Source organism: Campylobacter concisus (assembly GCF_003048405.1).
GTDB lineage: Bacteria > Campylobacterota > Campylobacteria > Campylobacterales > Campylobacteraceae > Campylobacter_A > Campylobacter_A concisus_Q.
On sequence record NZ_PIQS01000005.1, the window covers coordinates 42,846 to 62,899 of the forward strand.

19 protein-coding genes are annotated in these 20,054 nt (G+C 37.7%); 4 read left to right on the top strand and 15 right to left on the bottom strand.

What is annotated here, in order from left to right; translation table 11 throughout:
* Nucleotides 1–7 precede the first annotated feature (7 nt).
* The 8 genes from pyrH to CVT18_RS08805 form a co-directional block, all read right to left on the bottom strand.
* Nucleotides 8–724 (bottom strand): UMP kinase, encoded by a 717-nt coding sequence (gene pyrH, locus CVT18_RS08770; protein ID WP_054196984.1) that lies wholly within the window; start codon nt 722–724, stop codon nt 8–10.
* 73 nt (nt 725–797) lie between these two features.
* Nucleotides 798–2,018, bottom strand: coding sequence for a murein hydrolase activator EnvC family protein (locus CVT18_RS08775; RefSeq protein WP_103629471.1), 1,221 nt, complete (start codon nt 2,016–2,018; stop codon nt 798–800).
* Nucleotides 2,015–2,830: an FtsX-like permease family protein gene (locus CVT18_RS08780; RefSeq protein WP_103629470.1), complete on the bottom strand. Its 816-nt coding sequence runs from the start codon at nt 2,828–2,830 to the stop codon at nt 2,015–2,017. The genes CVT18_RS08775 and CVT18_RS08780 overlap by 4 nt, the downstream gene beginning before the upstream one ends.
* On the bottom strand, nt 2,817–3,488 hold the full coding sequence (locus tag CVT18_RS08785) for a cell division ATP-binding protein FtsE (protein WP_021091805.1): 672 nt from the start codon (nt 3,486–3,488) through the stop codon (nt 2,817–2,819). The genes CVT18_RS08780 and CVT18_RS08785 overlap by 14 nt, the downstream gene beginning before the upstream one ends.
* On the bottom strand, nt 3,472–4,659 hold the full coding sequence (gene trmB / locus CVT18_RS08790) for a tRNA (guanosine(46)-N7)-methyltransferase TrmB (protein WP_103629469.1): 1,188 nt from the start codon (nt 4,657–4,659) through the stop codon (nt 3,472–3,474). Before trmB ends, CVT18_RS08785 begins: the two co-directional genes overlap by 17 nt.
* Nucleotides 4,659–5,216, bottom strand: coding sequence for a fibronectin type III domain-containing protein (locus CVT18_RS08795; protein WP_234410322.1), 558 nt, complete (start codon nt 5,214–5,216; stop codon nt 4,659–4,661). The genes trmB and CVT18_RS08795 overlap by 1 nt, the downstream gene beginning before the upstream one ends.
* A complete protein-coding gene (locus tag CVT18_RS08800) occupies nt 5,191–5,865 on the bottom strand; it encodes a fibronectin type III domain-containing protein (RefSeq protein WP_178140330.1) in 675 nt (224 codons plus the stop codon). Before CVT18_RS08800 ends, CVT18_RS08795 begins: the two co-directional genes overlap by 26 nt.
* Nucleotides 5,798–6,769, bottom strand: a complete 972-nt coding sequence (locus tag CVT18_RS08805) for an RluA family pseudouridine synthase (RefSeq protein WP_103629468.1) — start codon at nt 6,767–6,769, stop codon at nt 5,798–5,800. The genes CVT18_RS08800 and CVT18_RS08805 overlap by 68 nt, the downstream gene beginning before the upstream one ends.
* Before the next feature lie 52 nt (nt 6,770–6,821).
* Between CVT18_RS08805 and CVT18_RS08810 the strand changes: the two genes are divergently transcribed.
* Nucleotides 6,822–7,928 carry an FtsW/RodA/SpoVE family cell cycle protein gene (locus CVT18_RS08810; RefSeq protein ID WP_107824457.1) on the top strand — a complete coding sequence of 369 codons (1,107 nt, stop codon included), beginning with the start codon at nt 6,822–6,824 and terminating at the stop codon, nt 7,926–7,928.
* Between the two features lie 38 nt (nt 7,929–7,966).
* Here CVT18_RS08810 and CVT18_RS08815 read toward each other — a convergent pair whose 3' ends face one another.
* From CVT18_RS08815 to CVT18_RS08830, 4 genes are all read right to left on the bottom strand, one after another.
* The gene (locus CVT18_RS08815) at nt 7,967–9,244 is read right to left on the bottom strand and encodes an aminotransferase class V-fold PLP-dependent enzyme (RefSeq protein ID WP_103629496.1); all 1,278 of its coding nucleotides are present in this window, start codon (nt 9,242–9,244) and stop codon (nt 7,967–7,969) included.
* 69 nt (nt 9,245–9,313) lie between these two features.
* On the bottom strand, nt 9,314–9,919 hold the full coding sequence (gene thiE / locus CVT18_RS08820; RefSeq protein WP_103629466.1) for a thiamine phosphate synthase: 606 nt from the start codon (nt 9,917–9,919) through the stop codon (nt 9,314–9,316).
* Nucleotides 9,912–10,658: a hydroxymethylpyrimidine/phosphomethylpyrimidine kinase gene (locus CVT18_RS08825; protein WP_103629465.1), complete on the bottom strand. Its 747-nt coding sequence runs from the start codon at nt 10,656–10,658 to the stop codon at nt 9,912–9,914. The genes thiE and CVT18_RS08825 overlap by 8 nt, the downstream gene beginning before the upstream one ends.
* Nucleotides 10,655–11,986, bottom strand: a complete 1,332-nt coding sequence (locus CVT18_RS08830; protein ID WP_103629464.1) for an aminotransferase class V-fold PLP-dependent enzyme — start codon at nt 11,984–11,986, stop codon at nt 10,655–10,657. The genes CVT18_RS08825 and CVT18_RS08830 overlap by 4 nt, the downstream gene beginning before the upstream one ends.
* A gap of 110 nt (nt 11,987–12,096) precedes the next feature.
* On the opposite strand from CVT18_RS08830, the gene CVT18_RS08835 reads away from it, so the two are divergent.
* From CVT18_RS08835 to CVT18_RS08845, 3 genes are read left to right on the top strand one after another with little or no spacing between them, the layout of a single operon-like run.
* Entirely contained in the window at nt 12,097–12,933 is an 837-nt protein-coding gene (locus CVT18_RS08835; RefSeq protein ID WP_107824458.1) for a DUF234 domain-containing protein, read from the top strand.
* Nucleotides 12,930–13,919 (top strand): sensor histidine kinase, encoded by a 990-nt coding sequence (locus tag CVT18_RS08840; protein WP_107824459.1) that lies wholly within the window; start codon nt 12,930–12,932, stop codon nt 13,917–13,919. The genes CVT18_RS08835 and CVT18_RS08840 overlap by 4 nt, the downstream gene beginning before the upstream one ends.
* Nucleotides 13,916–14,578: a cysteine hydrolase family protein gene (locus CVT18_RS08845; RefSeq protein WP_103629461.1), complete on the top strand. Its 663-nt coding sequence runs from the start codon at nt 13,916–13,918 to the stop codon at nt 14,576–14,578. The genes CVT18_RS08840 and CVT18_RS08845 overlap by 4 nt, the downstream gene beginning before the upstream one ends.
* Here CVT18_RS08845 and CVT18_RS08850 read toward each other — a convergent pair.
* From CVT18_RS08850 to CVT18_RS08865, 3 genes are all read right to left on the bottom strand, one after another.
* Nucleotides 14,575–15,249: a DUF6882 domain-containing protein gene (locus CVT18_RS08850; protein WP_107824460.1), complete on the bottom strand. Its 675-nt coding sequence runs from the start codon at nt 15,247–15,249 to the stop codon at nt 14,575–14,577. The two genes, CVT18_RS08845 and CVT18_RS08850, sit on opposite strands and share 4 nt — an antisense overlap.
* A 13-nt stretch (nt 15,250–15,262) precedes the next feature.
* Nucleotides 15,263–18,880, bottom strand: coding sequence for a DNA polymerase III subunit alpha (gene dnaE, locus CVT18_RS08855; RefSeq protein WP_103629460.1), 3,618 nt, complete (start codon nt 18,878–18,880; stop codon nt 15,263–15,265).
* A gap of 311 nt (nt 18,881–19,191) precedes the next feature.
* Nucleotides 19,192–20,043: a universal stress protein gene (locus CVT18_RS08865; protein WP_021091781.1), complete on the bottom strand. Its 852-nt coding sequence runs from the start codon at nt 20,041–20,043 to the stop codon at nt 19,192–19,194.
* Nucleotides 20,044–20,054: the final 11 nt, after the last annotated feature.

The window sequence follows — 20,054 nt, forward strand, 5'->3', positions numbered from 1 at the left end:
TTAAAATTTATTTTACTACTGAGTATAGGGCTGCTTCTTCTTCATTTATTATTTTTAATAAATTTCCAGCCTTAAACATATTACAAACCAAAATCGGCAGTGAGTTATCTTTTGCTAAAGCTATGGCAGTATCGTCCATAACCTTGATATCGTCGCTCATTGCCTTTTCATAGTTTAGTGATTTTAAAAGTTTTGCATCTTTGAATTTTTTAGGGTCTTTATCATAAACACCATCAACTTTTGTCGCTTTTATGATCATATCTGAGCCAATCTCAATAGCTCTTAAAGTTGCTGCTGTATCAGTTGTAAAGAATGGATTGCCAGTACCTGCAGCAAATATAACAACTCTGCCTTTTTCCAAATGGCGCTGCGCACGTCCTACGATGAAGGTCTCACAGATCGCCTCCATCTTGATCGCGCTTTGCACTCTTACTTCAAGCCCGCTTCTCTCTAAAGCTTCACGCATCGCGATCGAATTTATAACAGTTGCTAGCATTCCCATGTGATCGCCACTTGTTCGCTTGATGATGCCATCTTTTGCGGCACTCACACCGCGTATAATGTTGCCACCACCGATAACGATGCCAACCTCGATACCATTTTCGACAAGCTCTTTTATCTCATTTGCTATAAATTTAAGCACCGCCGTATCTATGCCAAAACCATTTTCTCCCGCTAAAGCTTCGCCTGAAAATTTAACCAATACGCGTTTTCTTTTACTCATTGTCTTGCTCCTTAAAATTCACGCATTTTAGCCAAAAAGGCTTTAAATTTAGTTAATAGTACTTGCAAAGCGGCTATTTTGAGATAATCTCAAGTGGATCGATATGGTAGTTTCTTTGCGTCACTTCAAAGGTTAGATCGTTTCTAACTCGGCCTATAACGTAGCCTTTTTGTACGACTGAGCCTACTTTAACCGTCGGTGCGATCTGACTTAGGTGAGCGTAGATCGTGTGGATGCCATTTTCGTTTTCTATAATGACTACATTTTCAAGCATTGGAGTTGCTTTTGCAAATACCACTTTGCCATTTAGCACGCTTTTGACCTTGGCATCTGGCGTGGTTGAGCGAAGCGTGACTGACTCGTTAAAAATTTTTATGTTATATATTGGATCTACGTAGTTTCCAAATTTTTGCTTTACAGTGTAGCTATCAAGAGGAGCGATTGTCTTTGCACCTGAATATTTTTTGACTGAGCTTGTTTGATAGCCTCCACCCATTGGCTGGCTTTTTTCGCCTTTTTTGCCACCTTTGCTTGCAGCTGCTTTTTCTTGTTTTTCTCTAGCTGCACGTGCGGCTTCATCTTCTTGTTTTTGCATGATAGCAAGCTGTTCTAGCGTCTTTCTTAGCTCATCTTGCTGGGCTTGAAGCTTGGCTAGCTTTTTGCTGTAAATTTCTTTATCTCGTTTTAGTCCGTTTATAGTATTTTTTTGCGTACTTTCTAAATTTTGTAAGTCACTTTGCTTGCGTCTATAGTTTTTGATGCTTGAGTTTATCTCGGTTATTTTGTTTGATTTATTTTTTATCTTTTCGATCGTATCTTCATAGTTCTGGCTAAGTCTTTTAAAATCCTCTTTTGCTATGGCATTTAGCTTGGTTAAAATTTGAGATGAGATGATGCTCTCCTCGCTTTGCTTGCCCTCAGTTGCAGACATCAAAAGATCAAATGACAAATCCTCTGCAATAATCCTTATCATATTTTGCTCAAGCTCTTTTTGTGTGCGTTCTAGCTCTTTGTTTTGCTTAGTTAGATCATCAAGCTCGATAAGTGCTTTTGAAGCATTTGTCTCAAGGACTGAAATTTGACCCTTTAAATTTGTGATATCGCCACTTATACCGCGAAGTTTTTTCTCGCCATTTACGATATCACCAGCCAAATCATCTAGCTTTTTACTAAGCTGCTCACTCATCGCTTGACTCGATCTTAGCGAGTTTTTGGAGTCTTTGATCTTCTCTTTGGTGTTTGATGCAAAAGCTAAGCTAAAAGCTAGCAAAAATGTAAAAATTCCTTTTCTCATATCGTGCTTTTTCTAGCCTTACTCATCACCAAACTAACAGCAAAAATGCTTAAAAACATAGCCACGCCAAATAAAATAAAAATATCCCTTGAAGGATCAAGGCTAGGCAATACTACATCGATACTTGCGGCATTTTCTCTAAAAATTTCAATGCTAGGCAAGAAAAAGAAAAATGCACCGACTGCAGTGGTCGCAACTAGACTATCAACCATAGCTGATTTATAAAGCATGGCTGATTTTAGCCAAAAAGGTGCTCCAAAAAGCGTCATAATCTCGATGCGCTCTCTATGCTCAAATAGCCAAATTTTAGCCTGCTTAAGCATGAGCATGAGTCCAACCACACAAAGTATCACCATAAAAGCATACGATATGCTTTTTGCCAAATTTAGCATTTTAAAGACCTTATCGTGAGTCTTTGAAAATGTCTCAACCTTTGTGATGCCATCAAATTTTAAAAGTTTTTGCTTTAGCTCATCCATGTACTGCGGTGTCGGAAATTCGCTAAGTTTTAGTGAGTAAAATTTTGGTAGTGCATTTTGCAGTATGGATAAATTTTTAGCAGAGATGTCATTTGATAGGCGGTCGATGATCTTTTGTGGGCTTAGTGGCTCGAGGCTAGATAGAGTGCTAACCACTGGCTTTAAAATGGTATCGCTAAGCTCTTTACTTGAAACTATGACGATGTTATAGTCATTTCCCATGAGTCTTTCATAATCTCTCACAATCTTATCGGCAGTTAGACTAAACTGCACGGAAAACAAAAGTGCGATTAGCGGCAGGATGAATCCAAGATGATTTTTAAGCGATCTCATGCACGCCTCCATTTTCTATTACGAAGTGGCGGTATGGGATACGAAGCGTTGATGGGATATGATGCGTCACCACAACTACGCTAGTGCCTAAAAATTCCCTAGCTGATTTTAAAAGTGACCAGATGACGTCGCTTGAGTATTCGTCTAAATTTCCAGTTGGCTCGTCGCATAAGAGCAAATTTGGATTGTGCGCTAGAGCCCTTGCCATCGCTACTCTTTGCTGCTCACCACCACTTAGCTCACGAGGGTATTTATCAGCCTTGTGAAGCATATTTACATGTTTTAAAAGTTTAGCCACTTGCTTTTTGCTCACATTTTGATTGATGCCTTTGATGATGAGGGGCAACATGACGTTTCTTTCCACATTCCATTCATTTATCAAGCGATAATTTTGAAATATAATGCCAACTCGCTGCCTAAGCTCACAAAGTCTTTTATCATCGATGTCGTCCATTTGCGTCATGCAGACATTTAGCTCTCCAGCAAGAGGTGAAATTTCTCCATAAAATGATTTTAAAAGCGTGCTTTTTCCACTTCCACTCTTGCCTGTGATAAAGACAAAATCATTTGCATAAATATCTAAATTGACGCTATTAATTACGATTTCATCGCGTTCATAAGCTAGGCTCAAATTTCTTGCACTAATTATCTCTTGCATCAGCCAAATACTCCTTCAAAAGCTCGTGTGCAGCTAAATTCTCACGAATTAAGATCGGTTTTTTTATAAAATATTCGCTTTTTTCATCGCTTATTTTGATAAAACATTGCTCAGGTTTATTAAATGCTCCAAAAGCAACTTTTAGCAAAATTTCATCTTCATTTATGATATAAATTTCTTCGAAATGTAAAAAATAATCTTCTTTTTTGATGATAAAATTTTTAAAATTTTTAATGATATTTTTTACGCTTGTCTTTTCTTTAAAGCTAAAATCTCCAGCTAAAACACTCTCGCCACTTTCAACCTCACAAGTATAAACTACATCGTAAATATCCTTATCTTGACGTCTCCAGCGGTCTTCGTACTTACTAGTTACTTCTAAATTTCTATTTTTGAAAGCTTCTATCTTTGAGTTTGTAGGCTCTAAAAATTTACTCAAGCTAAAGTCGCAATACTCCTTGCTATCAGTCCTTAGCTCAAATTTACCGCCTACTTTTAGTATCCTCTCGCATTCAAGTGCAAATGCCGATGAGACCACGCGTCTATGCTCTGCTTTATCCCATGGCACTGGAAAATGTAAAAATACCCTATCGACTAAATTTGAGCCAATAAGCGAGAGTAAAAGTCTGGCGTCAGTGTTTATTAGACGCACATTTTCTAGGTCATTTGCCTTGGCCAGCTTTGCTACTTGCTCGATGCTTGGCTTATAGACTTCTATTCCAATAACTAGGGCATTTGGATTGTTTTTAGCTTGATAAAGCAAGTGTCTGCCAGAGCCAAAGCCAATCTCGATGAAAATCTCTTTAAATTTATCTTTTAGCTCGCAAAACGCTGGCACAAACTCTTCAAGGCTTAAAATTTCACTCACTTTTTTAGTCAAATTTGTCTTTTTTACAGCAAATGCTTGACTGATTACATCATTGCAATTTTGCTCTTTAAAAAGCTCCAGTGCCTCTTGTAAAAGGCCAACTTTGGCTGGCTTTGTAAGCTTTTCACCTTTTACGACGATGCCGCTTTTACCGGGTTTTACGACTAGAAAAAAGCTCTCTTCTTCATTTTTTGTGTAGATGAGCCTCTCGTTTCGCCCATTTGCCTGCCAAAGAAATTTGACTTTGTCATTACCAAATGGAAACGAGAGCTCTTTTAAAGACGAAGCGATGAAATTTGGCATTATTTTATGCTAACTTCTGCTTTTGATGACTTATCAGAGGCGATACCGTACTCATCGATAGCTACGACGCTGTAAGAATAGCTAGCTCCTTTTTGCACGCTATCATCTCTAAGTCCAGTACCATCTATGCCACTAAAAATTTTCTCACTTGCGCCACTTCTATAAACAGTGTACGAACTAGCTCTATCAACTGCACTCCAGTTTACATTTACGCCGCTACCATCGTAGCTAGCGCTAATATTTGGAGTCTTTGGTGCACCAAGCGTTATGCCCACAATCGGCTCTTCTTGTTTTAAGCTCTCAAGGCCGTCTTTATCGACTGCTGTGACCCTGTAATACCTTGTTGCCGCATTTGTGTTTATGAGATCCTCATAGGTGTTGCTAGTCGTTTTTGCCAGATATGTGTAAGGCAAAATTTTACTCACTGTTCTATAAACCTTAAAATAAGCAAAATCCTCAGCTGGTGCATAATCCCAAGTTAAAATTATCTTTTTTGGTGCATTTTTTGTTGCCTGAAGGTTTGTTACTGATTTAGGGTAACTCCTTTGTCGTTGCACTTATGTTTTGGCTTGGTTTTGAGACAACGCCTGAAGATGTTTTTACTAAAATTCTATACTCATAAGAACTTCCGGCTTTTACGTCAGTATCGATATACTCTGCATTTAGCCTGCCATTTACCTCTGCGATCTGACTAAATTTATTAGCTCCTGCATCACTTCTTTGGATGATGTAGCTTGCCACGGTGCTATCAGGATGCGGTCTCCAGATTACTTTCACACGTCCTGGAAGCCCTGTAATAGCTTGCGAAAATGGTACTGAGTCAAGCAGTGGCTTTGTAGTTGCTGTTGCGATCGTGCCCGGTTGAGAGATGGCGTTACTTGAGTAGGTTCTCATTTGGTATGAGTAAGTTGTCTCAGGTGCTAGGTTGCGGTCTACGTAGTGCGTTGCAAAGCGGTCTTTGATGTCTGCAACTAGCTGCATTTTTGAGTTTGCATCATTTGGATTTGAGCGGTAGAGATAGTATCCAACAACACTTTCATCGGTTACTGGATTCCATTCAAAACCAACTTCAGTCATGTCTGAAATAGTTTTTAAACTTGTAATCGTAGGTAGTGACATACTTTGCTGAGTCGGTACGCTAGAGCCGCATCCCGCTAAGAAAGCTGCTAAAAATGGTGTCAATATGCGTAGGGCAAATTTTTTCATCAAAAATCTCCTTGGGAATTTTTTTGTAAATTATCTGGTTAAAGTCATCATACGTTTTTGCGGTAAATTCTACCCTTTTGCCAGTTCTTGGATGGATAAAATAAAGCATATAAGCGTGAAGCATAACCCTGCTTATTTTATCGCCTTGGCTCTTAAATCCGTATAAATCATCGCCTAAAATATGGCGGTTTATGCTAGATAGGTGCACTCTTATCTGATGAGTCCTACCTGTAAAAAGTTTTGCTGCTATTAAATTTATGCCATTTTCGCTTAGTAAATTTACAAAGGCACTTTTTGCAAATTTAGCGTCCGCGACAATTGCTTTTTTTAGGCGATTGTTTGGATTTCTGCCAATTGGCTTATCGATGATGACATCCTCTTTTAGCGGCAGATCGGTGAGCGCTAGATAAATTCGCCCCATGCTTTTATCGCTTAGTTGCTCGCTAAGTTTTGCGTGGGCAAAGTTGTTTTTAGCAACGACGATAGCACCACTCGTGCCCTTATCTAAGCGGTGGACGATGCCAGCTCTTACGTCGCCGTTTAAATTTGAGAGCATAAAGCCCTTTTTATTTAGCCATTCAACAAGTGTCGCCTCTTTTACACTTGGAGCTTGATGAACAACGATTTGAGGCGGTTTATTAAGCACTATGAGATCGTCATCTTCGTAGATAATAGGGATATCAAAATTTACTTCATACTCGTTTTGTATCTCTTTTTTTGGGGCAAAATTTACGCAAATTTCATCGTTTTCACTTAACAAAAAGCTTGGTTTTGAGACTGGTTTTAAATTTACGCTTACGAGAGAATCTTTTATCAAATTTAAAGCTTGATTGCGTGAAATTTGAAGCTCCTGCGCTACTGCTACATCGAGTCTTGAGCTGTTTAAAACATTAAATTTAACCAAAATCAAAGCCTTGTTTGTGATATAATCTAGCCCAAAAATTAAGGTTTGCTTCTTGATAAAACTAGATCGGCGTATTTTAACACATTTTGATTTTATTCAGCCGTTTTTAATAATCCCAATCATCATAATTTCATATATCCTGGTTTCCGAGGCAAACGACATTTTAGCAAACAAACAACTTATATATTTTGGCATAGGTTTTGCATCATTTTGTGTAGCATTTTTACTGCCCATTAGGCGTATCGACTGGATCATTCCGATGTTTTACTGGGTCTGCATCGTGCTACTTTTAAGCGTTGATCTCTTTGGCGTTAGCAAACTAGGAGCTAGGCGCTGGCTAGAAATTCCCTTCGTTCACTTCACACTTCAGCCATCAGAACTGATGAAGCCAGCCTTTTTGCTGATGTTAGCTTATCTCATTAAACAGCGTCCTCCAGAGGCTAATGGATACGGAGTAAAAGATTTTTTAAGACTTAGTTTTTATATACTTTTGCCATTTGTGCTCATCATGAAAGAGCCTGATCTTGGCACTGCACTCATACTTTTGATAGTTGGCTACACAATCCTTTTTGTAATCGGCGTAAATAAGAAAATTTGGATCACTATCATCCTTGCGATAGGCTTTTTGGCGCCGGTTTTGTATGAAAATTTACATGACTATCAAAAAAAGAGGATTCACGATTTTATCGCTGAAGAGCCAAGCTATCACGTCAAACAAAGCATCATCGCCATAGGTAGCGGCGGATTAAAGGGCAAGCCAAAGGACGAAGCGACGCAGACACACTTTAAATTTTTGCCAATCGCCACTAGTGACTTCATCTTTGCCTACAATATCGAGCGTTTTGGCTTTTATGGTGGATTATTTTTGCTTGGACTTTATGGAGCGCTTATAACACATCTTTTAAGTTTAAATTACGGCCTAAAAAATGACTATTTTACGCAAGTTACCACCACGGGGATTGCTGCACTAATCTTCATTTATGTGGGTGTAAATGTCTCGATGACGATAGGTTTTGCACCAGTTGTAGGTGTGCCGCTACCATTTTTTAGTTACGGCGGAAGTAGCTTTGTTACATTTATGGTGCTTTTTGGAATTTTGCAAAATTTGCTAACTTTTAGATTTGATAGAACTTATAGTTTTATAAAAATTCGCTTCTAAAAATTTTCTACACAAGTATTAAACATACAGTTTTTACTCTATCTTTTTTTGTGTTTTTTGATGCAAGACTTTATAGCATTTATAAGATATTTTATATCCTCTTTTGTATGCGTATAGTGAATGCTAACGCGTACCCAGCCAGGTTTTGCTTCAAAAATGGTATTATCTTTTAAATTAAGCAAATCATGTCCATACGGCCCAGCACAATCACAGCCTGCGCGTGTTTGGATGCCAAATTCGCTACTTAAACTAGCAGCAAAATCATAAGGTGAAATACCTTTTACATTAAATGCAAAAATAGGCAATCTATCTAAATTTTCAGGGCAATAATTTATCACCTCATCTATATTTTCTAGCTCTTTACAAAACATCTCACCTAGCTCACATTCAGCTACTTTTATATTATTAAGTCCGATTTCGTTTCTTAGTTTGTAGGCTAAATTTGCACGCATTAGTTGCATTATCGGCGGCGTGCCACCCTCTTCTAAATTTTCAACTTCACTAGTAAAAATATGTGATGTCCTGCTTACGTACTTGACTGTGCCTCCAGCTGCAAATGTAGGCAAATTTTTACAAAGCTCTTTTTTGATAGCCAAAAGCCCACAACTCCCAACTCCTCCAAGTAGTTTGTGAGGCGAGAGAAACAGTGCGTCAAAATATCTGCAATCAACATTTTCATAAGCACTAAGAGTGGCCACATCAAGTGCTAAAATGCCATTGTATTTTTTGATTAGTGAATAAATTTTTTTATAATCGGTTTTAACGCCAGTGACGTTTGAAGCAGCACTAAAACTAGCTATTATCTTTCTTTTTGCATTTTGTTTTAATGTATTCTCAAGCATCACATAATCTATCTCATTATTTTCATCAAGCTCTATGCGTTTTATATCACAAAGCCCTTCTCTTAAGCTAACTTCAACAGAGTGATGCTCATAAGGGCCAATGATCGCTAGTGGCAAGTTTAATTTTCTTAAATTTGCTTCGCCGATCAAAGCTCTTGTAGCTGGTGAGATATAAATTCCCATTATCTCCTGAAATTTCTTTATCGCAGCCGTTGCTCCTTGACCAGTCGCAATAAGATAAAAACTATCATCAAGGCCTAATAAGCTTTTTAGCTCAGCTCTTGCATTTTCATAGCATTTTTGCGTTAATACCGCGCTTGAACTACTATCTGAGTGAGTGTTTGCGTAGGTTTTTAAAAATTTTAAAATTTCATCTTCAATGGGCTTATAAGCAAGACCTGAAGCCGTGTAGTCAAAATAGTAAAGACCCTCTTTTAAAATGATATTTTTTCTTACTTCATCGATATTTAGCAATGTTTTCCCTTTATTTAAAGCAGGGATTATAATTAAATTTTCATAAAAAGCTTGCAAAACGAGTGCCTTTTAAAGCAATAATTTTCTTTGTAAATTTTCTATATTTTTCTTTATCGTGCCATCTTTATAGATAGCGGATATTAAGGCGATCATGTCTGGCTTTGCCTTAGCAACACTTGCAATGTTGCTAGAGTTTATGCCTCCTATGACACACACATTCATTCCCATTTCTTTTGCCTGCGATATAGTTTGAGCCTTGCAAAGCGGTGCATTTGGTTTTGTTGGGCTTTTAAACATCGCTCCAAAAGCCACGTAGCTAGCACCATTTTGTTTTGCCCTAATGGCAAGCTCCAAGCTATCATAGCAGCTAACTCCTACGTAAGCATCATCCCCTAAAATTTCAAATGCTTCTTTTATGCTCACATCATCTTTTCCCAAATGCACAGACCTTGCCCCTATATGAGCAGCAAATAAAATATCATCATTTACGATAAATCTGGCTCCAAATTTTTCGCATAGGTTGAAAATTTCACTAGCTAGCCTCTCATCTTTGGGTATTTTTTTAGAGCGAAATTGAAAAAATTTCACCCCACACTCTAAAATTTCTTTAGTGTATTGCAAGGCTAAATTTTCAGGCATCAACACATCGTCGCTAATCGCGTAAATTTCAATCACTTATGCCAACTTTATGATTTAGTAGACGTTTGCCAAATTTTGTCGTAATTGCATTTTTAATAGCATTTAAAATGTATTTTTTGGCTAGCTTTATGGTCTCTTCTTTGGTGTATCCATTTGCTAGCAAGCAAGCCAGTGCACTCGCAAAGCTACATCCAGCCCCATGCACGATCTCTGGTTTTATTAGTGGCTCTTTAAATTTAAGCACGTCACCATTCTTTTTAAAAAGAGTATCTTCGCAAATTTCTGCAACCATGCTTCGCTTTAAGATCATATCGCAAGGCAAATTTTTAATATCAAGCTCCAAAACTTTGGCTTCATCGATATTTGGCGTAATAATGTCTGCAAATTTAAAAAGTTCTTTTAAGCTTGCTATCGCGTCATCTTCGAGAAGTTTTGAGCCTGATTTTGCTACGCAAACTGGGTCTATTACTATTTTGATGCCTTGCTTATAAAATTTTTCAAGCCAAGAACCAACGCAAGATATAAGCTCTTTATTAAAAAGCATACCAACCTTGATAGCGTCTATATTTAGCTCCTCATCTACCATTTTGATTTGTTCATTTAGATTTGTAACATTTGTAGCAAAGATATTGCTAACGCCATTTGTATTTTGTGCTGTAAGAGCCGTGATAGCCGTCGCTGCGTAGCAAGAAAACGCATCGCATGTCTTAATATCAGCCTGCACACCAGCACCGCCAACGCTGTCACTTCCTGCAATGATTAATATATTTTTCATCTATCTCCCATACAACCTGAAATTTCATTAACACTAAAAGGATCATCGACCTTCCAACTACTTGAATACTTTTTAATGCTATTTTTTAATGCGTCCACTAGATAATTCACATCTTCTAGCGTATGCGTATAGTGGAGTCCGACTCTGACCCAGCCTGGCTTGTGAGTAAAGAGTGCGTCTTCCTTTAAATGAAGCAAATCATGTCCATATGGCCCAGCACAAGAACATCCTGCACGCGTTTGAATGCCATATTCTTTGCTTAAAACTTTAGCTAGTTCATAAGGCGAAACACCAGTCACATTAAAAGAAAATATCGGCAAACGCTTTATGTTATTTGGATGATAGCAAGTAAGCTCAGGAATTTCTGCTAGTCTTTTCTCTAAATACTCTCCAAGCTCGCTCTCGTTTTCATATATTGCCTCAAATCCTATCTCATTTCTGAGTCTATAAGCCAAATTTGCTCTTATGAGTCCTAAAATAGGCGGAGTGCCGGCCTCTTCTAGCTGTTCACTATCTTTTACAAATATAGCATAGTTTTTGCTAACATAACTTACCGTTCCACCACCAGCAAATGTCGGTTCATCTGAGTTTGCGAGTATCTTTTTTATAGCAAGAAGCCCACAACTTCCTACTCCGCCAAGCAGTTTATGTGGCGATAAAAAAAGAGCATCAAAATAGTCACAATCAATATTTCCATAAGCACTAAAACTTGCAGCATCAAATGCCACAATGCCGCCATAAGATTTTATAAGAGTATAAATTTTTCTATAATCGCTCAAAACCCCAGTCACATTTGAAGCCACACTAAAAGTTGCGATGATCTCACGACCAACATTTATCCTTAAAATTTGCTCCAAATGATTAAAGTCGATCCCTCCGTTTTTATCAAGCCTTATACGCTCAACCTCACAAAGTGCTTGCCTAAAGCTTATCTCATTTGAATGATGTTCATAAGGTCCAAGCACCACAAGCGGAGAATTTTCATCTGCTTTTAATGAATATCTTTTTTTTAACGCTGGCGGTGCATAAATTCCTAAAATTTCTTGAAATTTCTTTATCGCACCGGTAGCTCCATTGCCACAAGTAAAAAGATAAAAGCTCTCATCAAGTCCTAGTAAGCTTTTTAACTCACGTCTTGAATCTTCATAAATTTGAGCGGTTTTATAGGCATTTGATGAGCTGATAGAGTGTGTATTTGCGTATGTTTGAAGTATTTTTGCTATCTCATCTTCGATAGGTTTATAAGCTAGCCCTGAAGCTGTAAAATCAAAATAATAAATGCCATTTTTTAAAATTATATTTTCTCTAATATGCTCTAAATTTACCAAATCACAACCCTTGTTTTTTGCGTAGCATTATAGATTACTTTAGCTAAAATATACTACAATGCCCAAATAAAGGAGCCGATATAAAAGCTTTAAAATCAACATTTGAGCGAATGAAACACCTTGATATAAATGAACTTATTAAATTTCATCTCGTCTTTGATGAGTTTGATTTAAAGCACTCATATTATGATGTTTTTGAAGCGATCGAGGCTGAAATTTTAAACAATTTCTTAGCCTTGATGCCAAAATTTTACTTCGAATCCGATACAAACGATGCTATAAAATCTGCCCTCATAAAACTCGCACGAAGCGATAGAAAAAAATTTAGCGTAAATAAAATTTTACCTCAAAGCCTAGCTAGCAAAGTCTACGCAAAGCTTTTTGAAAAGAATTTTTTACTGCTAGAAAAAAGTAGAGAAGTACTGCCAAAAAGATCAAAAAACCAAATGCTAAAAAAAGAAGAAAGGGGCTATAAAGTTGAGGATAAAATACATTTTAATAGCCATTTTTCAAGGTTTTGGTTTAGATTTATAGAGCCAAATTTAAGCTTGCTAAAAGCTGGTAAAAATGATGAAATTTTAGCCATTATAAAAAAGGAATTTGACGAATATGCAAGCCTTGGATTTGAAATTTTATGCGGTGAACTCATGGCAAAAAAATTTCTGATTAATGGCATATTTTTAAGTAGCTTTTGGAGCAGGAATATAGAGCTTGATATGCTATTAAATATAGGCGGCAAGATCATAGTCGGCGAGGCAAAATACAAAGAGAGAAAGGTTTGTAAAAACGTGCTAAATTTACTATTAAAAAAATGCGAAAAACTAAATATCAAGCCAGATATTATTGCTCTTTTTTCAAAGAGTGGATTTAGTAGTGAGCTAAGAAATTTAAAAGATGAAAGGCTAAGGCTTTATGAAATTAGCGATTTTGAGGAACTTTTAAAATGAATGAACACGATATCCAAGCTGGCTTAAAAAGCCTGATAGAGCAGACTTATCTGATAGAAAACGAATATAAAAATTTAACATCATCTTACGCAAACTTGCAAAATTTCATTAAAGATATTGTAGAAATTCTGCCAAATGCTATCTGGGTGTTAGATGAAAATGATGAGATTTTTTTACAAAACTCAGAAGCAGTAAGACTTGGTAAAATTTTTAAAGAGATACCAAAAAAAGAGGGCGAGATAAATGTAGATGGGCAAATTTATCTTTTTAAAACAAGCTCTAAAGACAATAAACTAATAATCTCTGCAACAAACATAACAGTAGAAAAACGCACCGAGCGCCTTGCCTCTATGGGCCAAGTAGCAGCTCACCTAGCCCACGAGATCAGAAATCCAGTAGGCTCCATCTCGCTTTTAGCTTCAACTCTACTTAAAAGAGCTGATGAACGCACAAAGCCTATCGTAAATCAAATACAAAAAGCTACATGGCGAGTCGAACGCATAATCAAAGCCACTCTACTTTTTACAAAAGGCCTTAACATAAATGCACAAATTTTTGACTTTTCGCAGCTTAAAAAAGAGTGCGAAGAGGCTATAAATTTTTACGACTATTCAAAGGATATTAAATTTAGCCTAGAATTTCCAGATGGCAAATATACGGGCGATCTTAATCTACTAGCCATTGTCTTTCAAAATATTTTATTTAACGCTATTGATGCCATCGAAGAGAGCGATGATGATGAAGGAGAGATCATTTTAAGCTATGAAAAAACACCGAGTGAGCATAAATTTATCGTTTACGATAGTGGCGAGCCTATCAAAGACAAAGCCATAGTTTTTGAGCCATTTAAAAGTAGCAAGCTAAAAGGAAACGGCCTTGGGCTGCACCTTTGCTTACAGATAGTGCAGGCTCACAAAGGCAGTATCGAGATCACACTAAATCCAAAAACATTTTGCATAAATTTACCAATAAAGGAGAAAGAATGAACATACAAAACGAACTTGAGGCTTTTAAAAAATCTCTTCAAACGCTTGATTTAAGAGAAATTTCAAACGATGGAGCAAAAAACGTTGCATTTATCTGTATCGATATGATAGAAGCATTTGCTGGAAGTGGTGCGCTCGCTAGTCAAAGAGTGGCCGCCTTATCAAAAGGGATCGCGACACTTTTTGATAGAGCGTGGAAAGATTTTGGTTTTAGAAATTTTATCCTTATAGAAGATAGGCACACCAGTGATTCAAAAGAATTTGAGACCTTTTTACCTCACGCTATGCTCAATACAAATGAGATAAAAACTGTAAAAGAGATAGAGGATCTAAGCTTTTTTAAAGAGTTCAAGACATTTTATAAAAACTCTTTAAGCATTGCGTTTAATAAAGAATTTGAGAAATTTTTAGAGCAAAACCCACAAATTGACACTTTTATTGTTACTGGAGATTGCACTGACATGTGTGTTTATCAGTGCGTTAGTTATCTTAAGCTACGAGCCAATGAATACAATAAAAAATCAAGAGTTATCGTGCCGTTTGATCTTACGCAAACGTACGATATACCAGGACACAATGGTGACTTTTACCACGAGATGTTTTCTCTTCATATGAAGCTAGCACTTGGTGCTGATGTGGTAAAGAGTATTAAATTTTAAAGCGTACTTGAAATATTTACGAGCCTATTTAGCTCGTCAAATTTAAAGCTAAGCTCGTTTTTATTCGCTAAGATCTCATTAGGACTTTCGCTAAATTTCATATCACAGCTTAGCAAAAGTCCTTTGACAAGGATTTTGTGATCTAGCTCGTAAGTGCTTAAACACTCATTTACTACGCTCAAAAGCTCATTTGCTAGCACTGGCTCTTCAAAGACCATATCCGCTCTAAATGCTACATACGCCGCTCCGCCCTCGTACTCTATCCTATAATAATTTTGTTCATCAAAAGCGGCGCAAAGAACCATACTAATCGTGTGACCATTGAAATTTTCATCTAGCTCAAATTGTGGCGTGCTAAATGCACTAAGCCCAAATTTTTCGCCAAACTCACGTGCTTTATTTGCAAGCTCAAGTAACCGCTCATCAAAGCCATTTATATTTTCATAACCCCAAAGCCACGTATTTGACGAGAAGCTTTCAGAGCCGATAAACTGCATGTCAAACTCACGCCCATTAAAGTAAATTTTGCCACTATCAAAATCAACCTGCCAGTTGCTACCTTCAACAAGTAGCTTAAATGCACGTTTTTGAAGTAATGTCGCTTTGCCAACACATGCGCTAAAAAGCTCGCTCCAGTTACTTTTATCTACGCCGAGCTTATCTAAAAACATTGCTTTCCGGGCCTTAGCAAGCTATTGCTTGAAGTGCTTTTTCTTTAAAGCTATCATTTACAACAAATTTTGTCTTATAGACAAAAATTTGAGCCGTACTTTCATTTTTTATCTTAATAACAAGACGCTTATCGTTGTTTGTGCCACTTTTTATATGTTCGTTATAGCCAAGATTATAAAGGTTAGTGATCTTATCTTTGCTAAGCTCACTAAGGCATAAAAGCACCTCTAGCTCAGCATATTCTCTTGCTCTTTGAGGCGTGCTAGCTTCTTCATTTTTAGAAAATTTAGAGTTTTGTTTTAGCTTTCTTGTCTTAAAGTCTAAATTTTGTGCATCTTCTAGGCTATAAACCTCGTTTAAATTTGTCCTTACAAATTGATCATCTTTTGTGATATTTATCCTAAAAGCATAAGGCAGGTCGCGTTTTGCTTCATCTTTTACTATATCTTCGATGTTGCCAAGCTCTCTTTCAAAGACTGCGATCTCGATATTTCCATGAAAATCAAGCACATTTATAGTGCCCATTTTCTTGCCACTTTTGGTTATCCTTGTGCTAAAGTCTTCGATCTTACCAACGACTAAAATTTCAGCACTTTGTGGCAAGCTCTCAAATTCTGAACTTAGAGTGTATTTTATCTTGTTGATCTCGTCTTTATAATCATCAAGCGGGTGGCCTGAGAGGTAGATACCAACGCTCTCTTGCTCAAATTTTAAAATTTGTTTGATGTCAAATTCATCATTTATCGTGACAAAATTTATCTTCACATCGTTCATACTCTCATCTTCGCCAAACAAGCTCTCAACTGCATTTTTACGGATCTGAGCAGCACTTTTGCAAGCTTCTATGATATTTTCTACATTTTGCATAAGCATCTTACGACTAAAGCCAAACTCATCAAAGCAACCAGCTTTTATAAGGCTTTCAAAGACCTTTTTATTTACTTTGAATGGATCGATCCTTGAGACAAAGTCGTCCATACTCTTAAACTCGCCATTTGCTTCACGCTCAGTGATAATGTTTTCAATAGCCGCTCCACCAACGCCTTTAATCGCACCAAGCCCAAAGATAATGCCGTCATGATCGCCATTTTTAACGACGCTAAATTCTTTAGTTGATTTGTTGATAGATGGCGGCAAAGTATCGATATTTATACGCTTTATCTCATCGATATAGCGAACGATCTTATCGACATTACTCTCTTCACTTGTAAGAAGCGCGGCCATAAATTCAGCCGGGTAATAGGCCTTAAGATAAGCCGTCTGAAATGTGACGTAGGCGTAAGCTGCGGAGTGAGATTTATTAAAGCCATATCCTGCAAATTTTACAATTAGCTCGAAAAGATCGTCTGCTTTTTGTCCATTTAGCCCTTTTGCCTCAGCACCTTTTACAAACTCACCCTTTAGCCTATCCATCTCTTCTTTGATCTTTTTACCCATCGCACGGCGTACAAGGTCCGCCCCGCCAAGGCTAAAGCCGCCTATGGCTTGAACGATTTGCATAACTTGTTCTTGATAGACGATTACGCCATATGTTGGCGCAAGGATTGACTCAAGCTCTTTAAATGAGTAGGTTATCTCGGCCTCGCCATGTTTTCTTTTGACGAAGTCATCAAGCATACCACTTTCCATCGGTCCTGGGCGGTAGAGTGCTAGCATCGCGACGATATCCTCAAAGCAGTCTGGGCGCAAGCTAGTTCCTAGCTTTCTCATGCCCTCACCCTCGATTTGGAAAATTCCTATCGCTTGGCCGCTTTGTATCATTTTATAAACATTAGAATCGTTTTTATCGATCTGCTCCCAAATGATGTCCTTGCCAGTTCGTTGTTTTACCAGCTTTATGGCATTATCGATAACCGTTAGTGTTTTTAGTCCAAGAAAGTCAAATTTTATTAAATCCACATCCTCAAGATATTTAAGGCTATACTGCGTAACATATCGATCTTCTGGGCTATTTGGCTGACGAAATAGCGGAGTTTTGTTCCACAGTTCCTCATTTGAGATAACGACACCTGCTGCGTGCTGGCCGGCGTTTCTATTTAGCCCCTCAAGATCAAGTGCAAATTTCCAAATTTTAGCTGCCTTTGGATTTTGACTTATTAGCTCAGCTATCTTTGGCTCTTTTTCATAAGCATCTTTTAGCGTAATACCAAGTTCATCAGGTATTAGCTTTGCCATCGCATCGGCTTCGGCGTAAGGCATATCACAAACTCTAGCAACGTCTCTAATGACACCTTTTGCAAGCAATTTACCAAAGGTAATAACGCCAGCAACGTTAAATTTTCCGTATTTTTGCGTAACATAGTCGATGATCTCACCACGCCTACTTTGACAAAAATCTACGTCGATATCCGGCATGCTAACACGCTCTGGGTTTAGAAACCTCTCAAAAAGTAGGTTGTATGGGATTGGATCAAGGTCAGTGATCTTTAGCGAGTAAGCAACCAAGCTACCAGCCGCAGAACCACGTCCTGGGCCAACTGGCACGCCTCTACTTTTAGCCTCATTTATGAAGTCCCAAACGATCATCATGTAGCCTGGAAAATTCATTTTATTTATGATGCCAATCTCTATCTCAAGGCGCTTTTTGTATTCGTCATGTAAATTTTCAGGGACAAATTTTAGCCTCTCTTCAAGCCCTTTTCTACATTCATACTCAAAAAAAACAGCATCGTTTTTAAAGCTATATCTATTTTCAGGCTCTGGAAGTGTTAAATTTCTCTCTTTAGCATACTCAAGTGTAAATTTAAAATTTGGCGGAGTTGGGTTGCCAAGCTTGATCTCAAGGTTGCACTTATCCACGATCTCTTGGGTATTTTCTATCACTTCAGGGATATCTAAAAATAGCTCACTCATCTGCTCTTTGCTTTTTACAAAAAACTCATGGACGCTGTGGCGAAGTCGGTTTGGATCATCTAAAGTTTTGTTCATCGCGATACACATAAAAACCTCATGAGCGTCGGCTCGCTCTTTAAAAGTGTAGTGGGTATCGTTTGTAGCGATAACCTTTATGCCAGTCTCTTTGGCGATGCGCAAAATATCATCATCAATGCGTTTTTGATCGCCGATGCCGTGACGCATGATCTCAAGGTAAAAGTCATCTCCAAAAATTTCTTTATACTCAAGCGCGACCTCTTTTGCTCTCTCGTAGCCCTTTGCGCCAAATTTGACGTTACGATCGCTTAAATTTAGATGCCAACTCACCTCGCCTTGCAAGCAAGCAGAGCTACAAACCAAGCCCTCGCTGTGCTCTTTTAAAATTTTTTTATTGATACGAGGATAGTAGTAAAAGCCCTCGATGTAGCTCATAGAACTAAGATACATTAAATTTTTATAGCCAGTCTCGTTTTTGGCGATTAGTATAAGGTGAAAGCGCTGTTTAGTACTCTTGTCATCAAGCTGCTCGCCGTTATGCACGTAAGCTTCGATGCCAATTAGCGGTTTTATCCCCTCTTTTTTCATCGCCTTGTAAAAATCTATCGCTCCAAACATATTGCCGTGATCAGTAATCGCGGCTGCTGTGTCGCCTCTATCATGAAGTACGTGAGCTAGCTCTTTTATCTTGTTTGCTCCGTCTAGTAGGGAGTATTCAGTGTGTAAATGTAGGTGTGTAAAGCTAGAATTTTCACTCATTTTTTATCCTTTTTTAATGAGTGGATTTTACAAAATTTTGGCTAATAAGGTGCTTGATGAAATCTTAATGGGAGCTTTAAAATTTATAGAATTTGTAGTTTGTGGCCAGAAACGAAGCGCGCTGTCATCTGACGCACTATGCTATTAAGGTCTTGTAAATTTTAAAATTTCATGAACGAGTAATTTCGGCTCTAAAAGTTGAGTTAAGCGGTCAGTGAAGCTAAAATTTAGTAGTCAATCCTTGCGAGTGAATGGAATTTTAAAATCTATAAAGTGAAAAAGAATTAGATCGCGGACTAAGCCGCAATCCATTATAAATAAACTGGGATATTTGTGTGTTCTAAGAAAAATCTTGATGTTCCGCCAAGCACCATTTCCATAAGACCATTTTCACCATATCTGCTAGCAACGATAAGATCAGCATTTCTATCAATAGCTGCTTTTAAAAGCGCTTCACCAGGTATCATCGTAGTAGCAATCACTTCAAAAGTGGCTGATATGCCATGAATTTTGAAGTACTCTTCAAGCTTTTTAAGATTTAGTTCAGCATTATCGCCAAGGCTTGCTTTTGAGGTAATGCACTGAACCTTTTTTGCCTTTTTTAAAAGATCGATCGAGCCTGTTAATGCCCTTGAGCTTTGCGTCGTACCAGTCCAGCTTACAAGGATATTATCGGCTTTAAACTCACGCATTTTTCTAGGGATTACAATCGCATTTTTACCACTTTTTAAAACAGCTGACTCAAATGTGCCAGTGATCTTTCCATCAAGTGGCACAGCAGCCACCACTAGATCGCAAAATTTACTCTCTTGCTCCACTATCGCGCTTCTTTTGCCACTATGAATAGTAAAATTTGCAGTGCAAACATCTTCAATGATTTCACTAGTTACTTTTATGCCAAGCTCAGCACAAATTTTATTGAAAATTTTTTCATTCTCTTCATGCTCGACAGCTAGTTCAGATTTAGCTGATTTTAGAAATTCCTCAAAAAGCACTCCTCCACGAAGCGTCATTTTCATATTATAAACTACGCTTGGATCAAGCTGGCAAGTCATAATTTCCATATGTGTGTTAAACCACTGAGCAACCTTTAGGGCACCATAAATTCTTGGCTCGATATCGTCTCCAGCTCCTATTGGAAAAAGCAACTTTTTGTATTTCATAATCTGTCCTT

Coding starts and splice junctions, on each gene's coding strand:
- CVT18_RS08780 (WP_103629470.1), bottom strand. CDS start 2,830: ATGAGATCGCTTAAAAATCATCTTGGATTCATCCTGCCGCTAATCGCA.
- CVT18_RS08800 (WP_178140330.1), bottom strand. CDS start 5,865: ATGAAAAAATTTGCCCTACGCATATTGACACCATTTTTAGCAGCTTTC.
- CVT18_RS08785 (WP_021091805.1), bottom strand. CDS start 3,488: ATGCAAGAGATAATTAGTGCAAGAAATTTGAGCCTAGCTTATGAACGC.
- CVT18_RS08775 (WP_103629471.1), bottom strand. CDS start 2,018: ATGAGAAAAGGAATTTTTACATTTTTGCTAGCTTTTAGCTTAGCTTTT.
- CVT18_RS08845 (WP_103629461.1), top strand. CDS start 13,916: ATGAACATACAAAACGAACTTGAGGCTTTTAAAAAATCTCTTCAAACG.
- pyrH (WP_054196984.1), bottom strand. CDS start 724: ATGAGTAAAAGAAAACGCGTATTGGTTAAATTTTCAGGCGAAGCTTTA.
- CVT18_RS08850 (WP_107824460.1), bottom strand. CDS start 15,249: ATGTTTTTAGATAAGCTCGGCGTAGATAAAAGTAACTGGAGCGAGCTT.
- CVT18_RS08865 (WP_021091781.1), bottom strand. CDS start 20,043: ATGAAATACAAAAAGTTGCTTTTTCCAATAGGAGCTGGAGACGATATC.
- trmB (WP_103629469.1), bottom strand. CDS start 4,659: ATGCCAAATTTCATCGCTTCGTCTTTAAAAGAGCTCTCGTTTCCATTT.
- CVT18_RS08840 (WP_107824459.1), top strand. CDS start 12,930: ATGAATGAACACGATATCCAAGCTGGCTTAAAAAGCCTGATAGAGCAG.
- CVT18_RS08835 (WP_107824458.1), top strand. CDS start 12,097: ATGAAACACCTTGATATAAATGAACTTATTAAATTTCATCTCGTCTTT.
- dnaE (WP_103629460.1), bottom strand. CDS start 18,880: ATGAGTGAAAATTCTAGCTTTACACACCTACATTTACACACTGAATAC.
- CVT18_RS08825 (WP_103629465.1), bottom strand. CDS start 10,658: ATGAAAAATATATTAATCATTGCAGGAAGTGACAGCGTTGGCGGTGCT.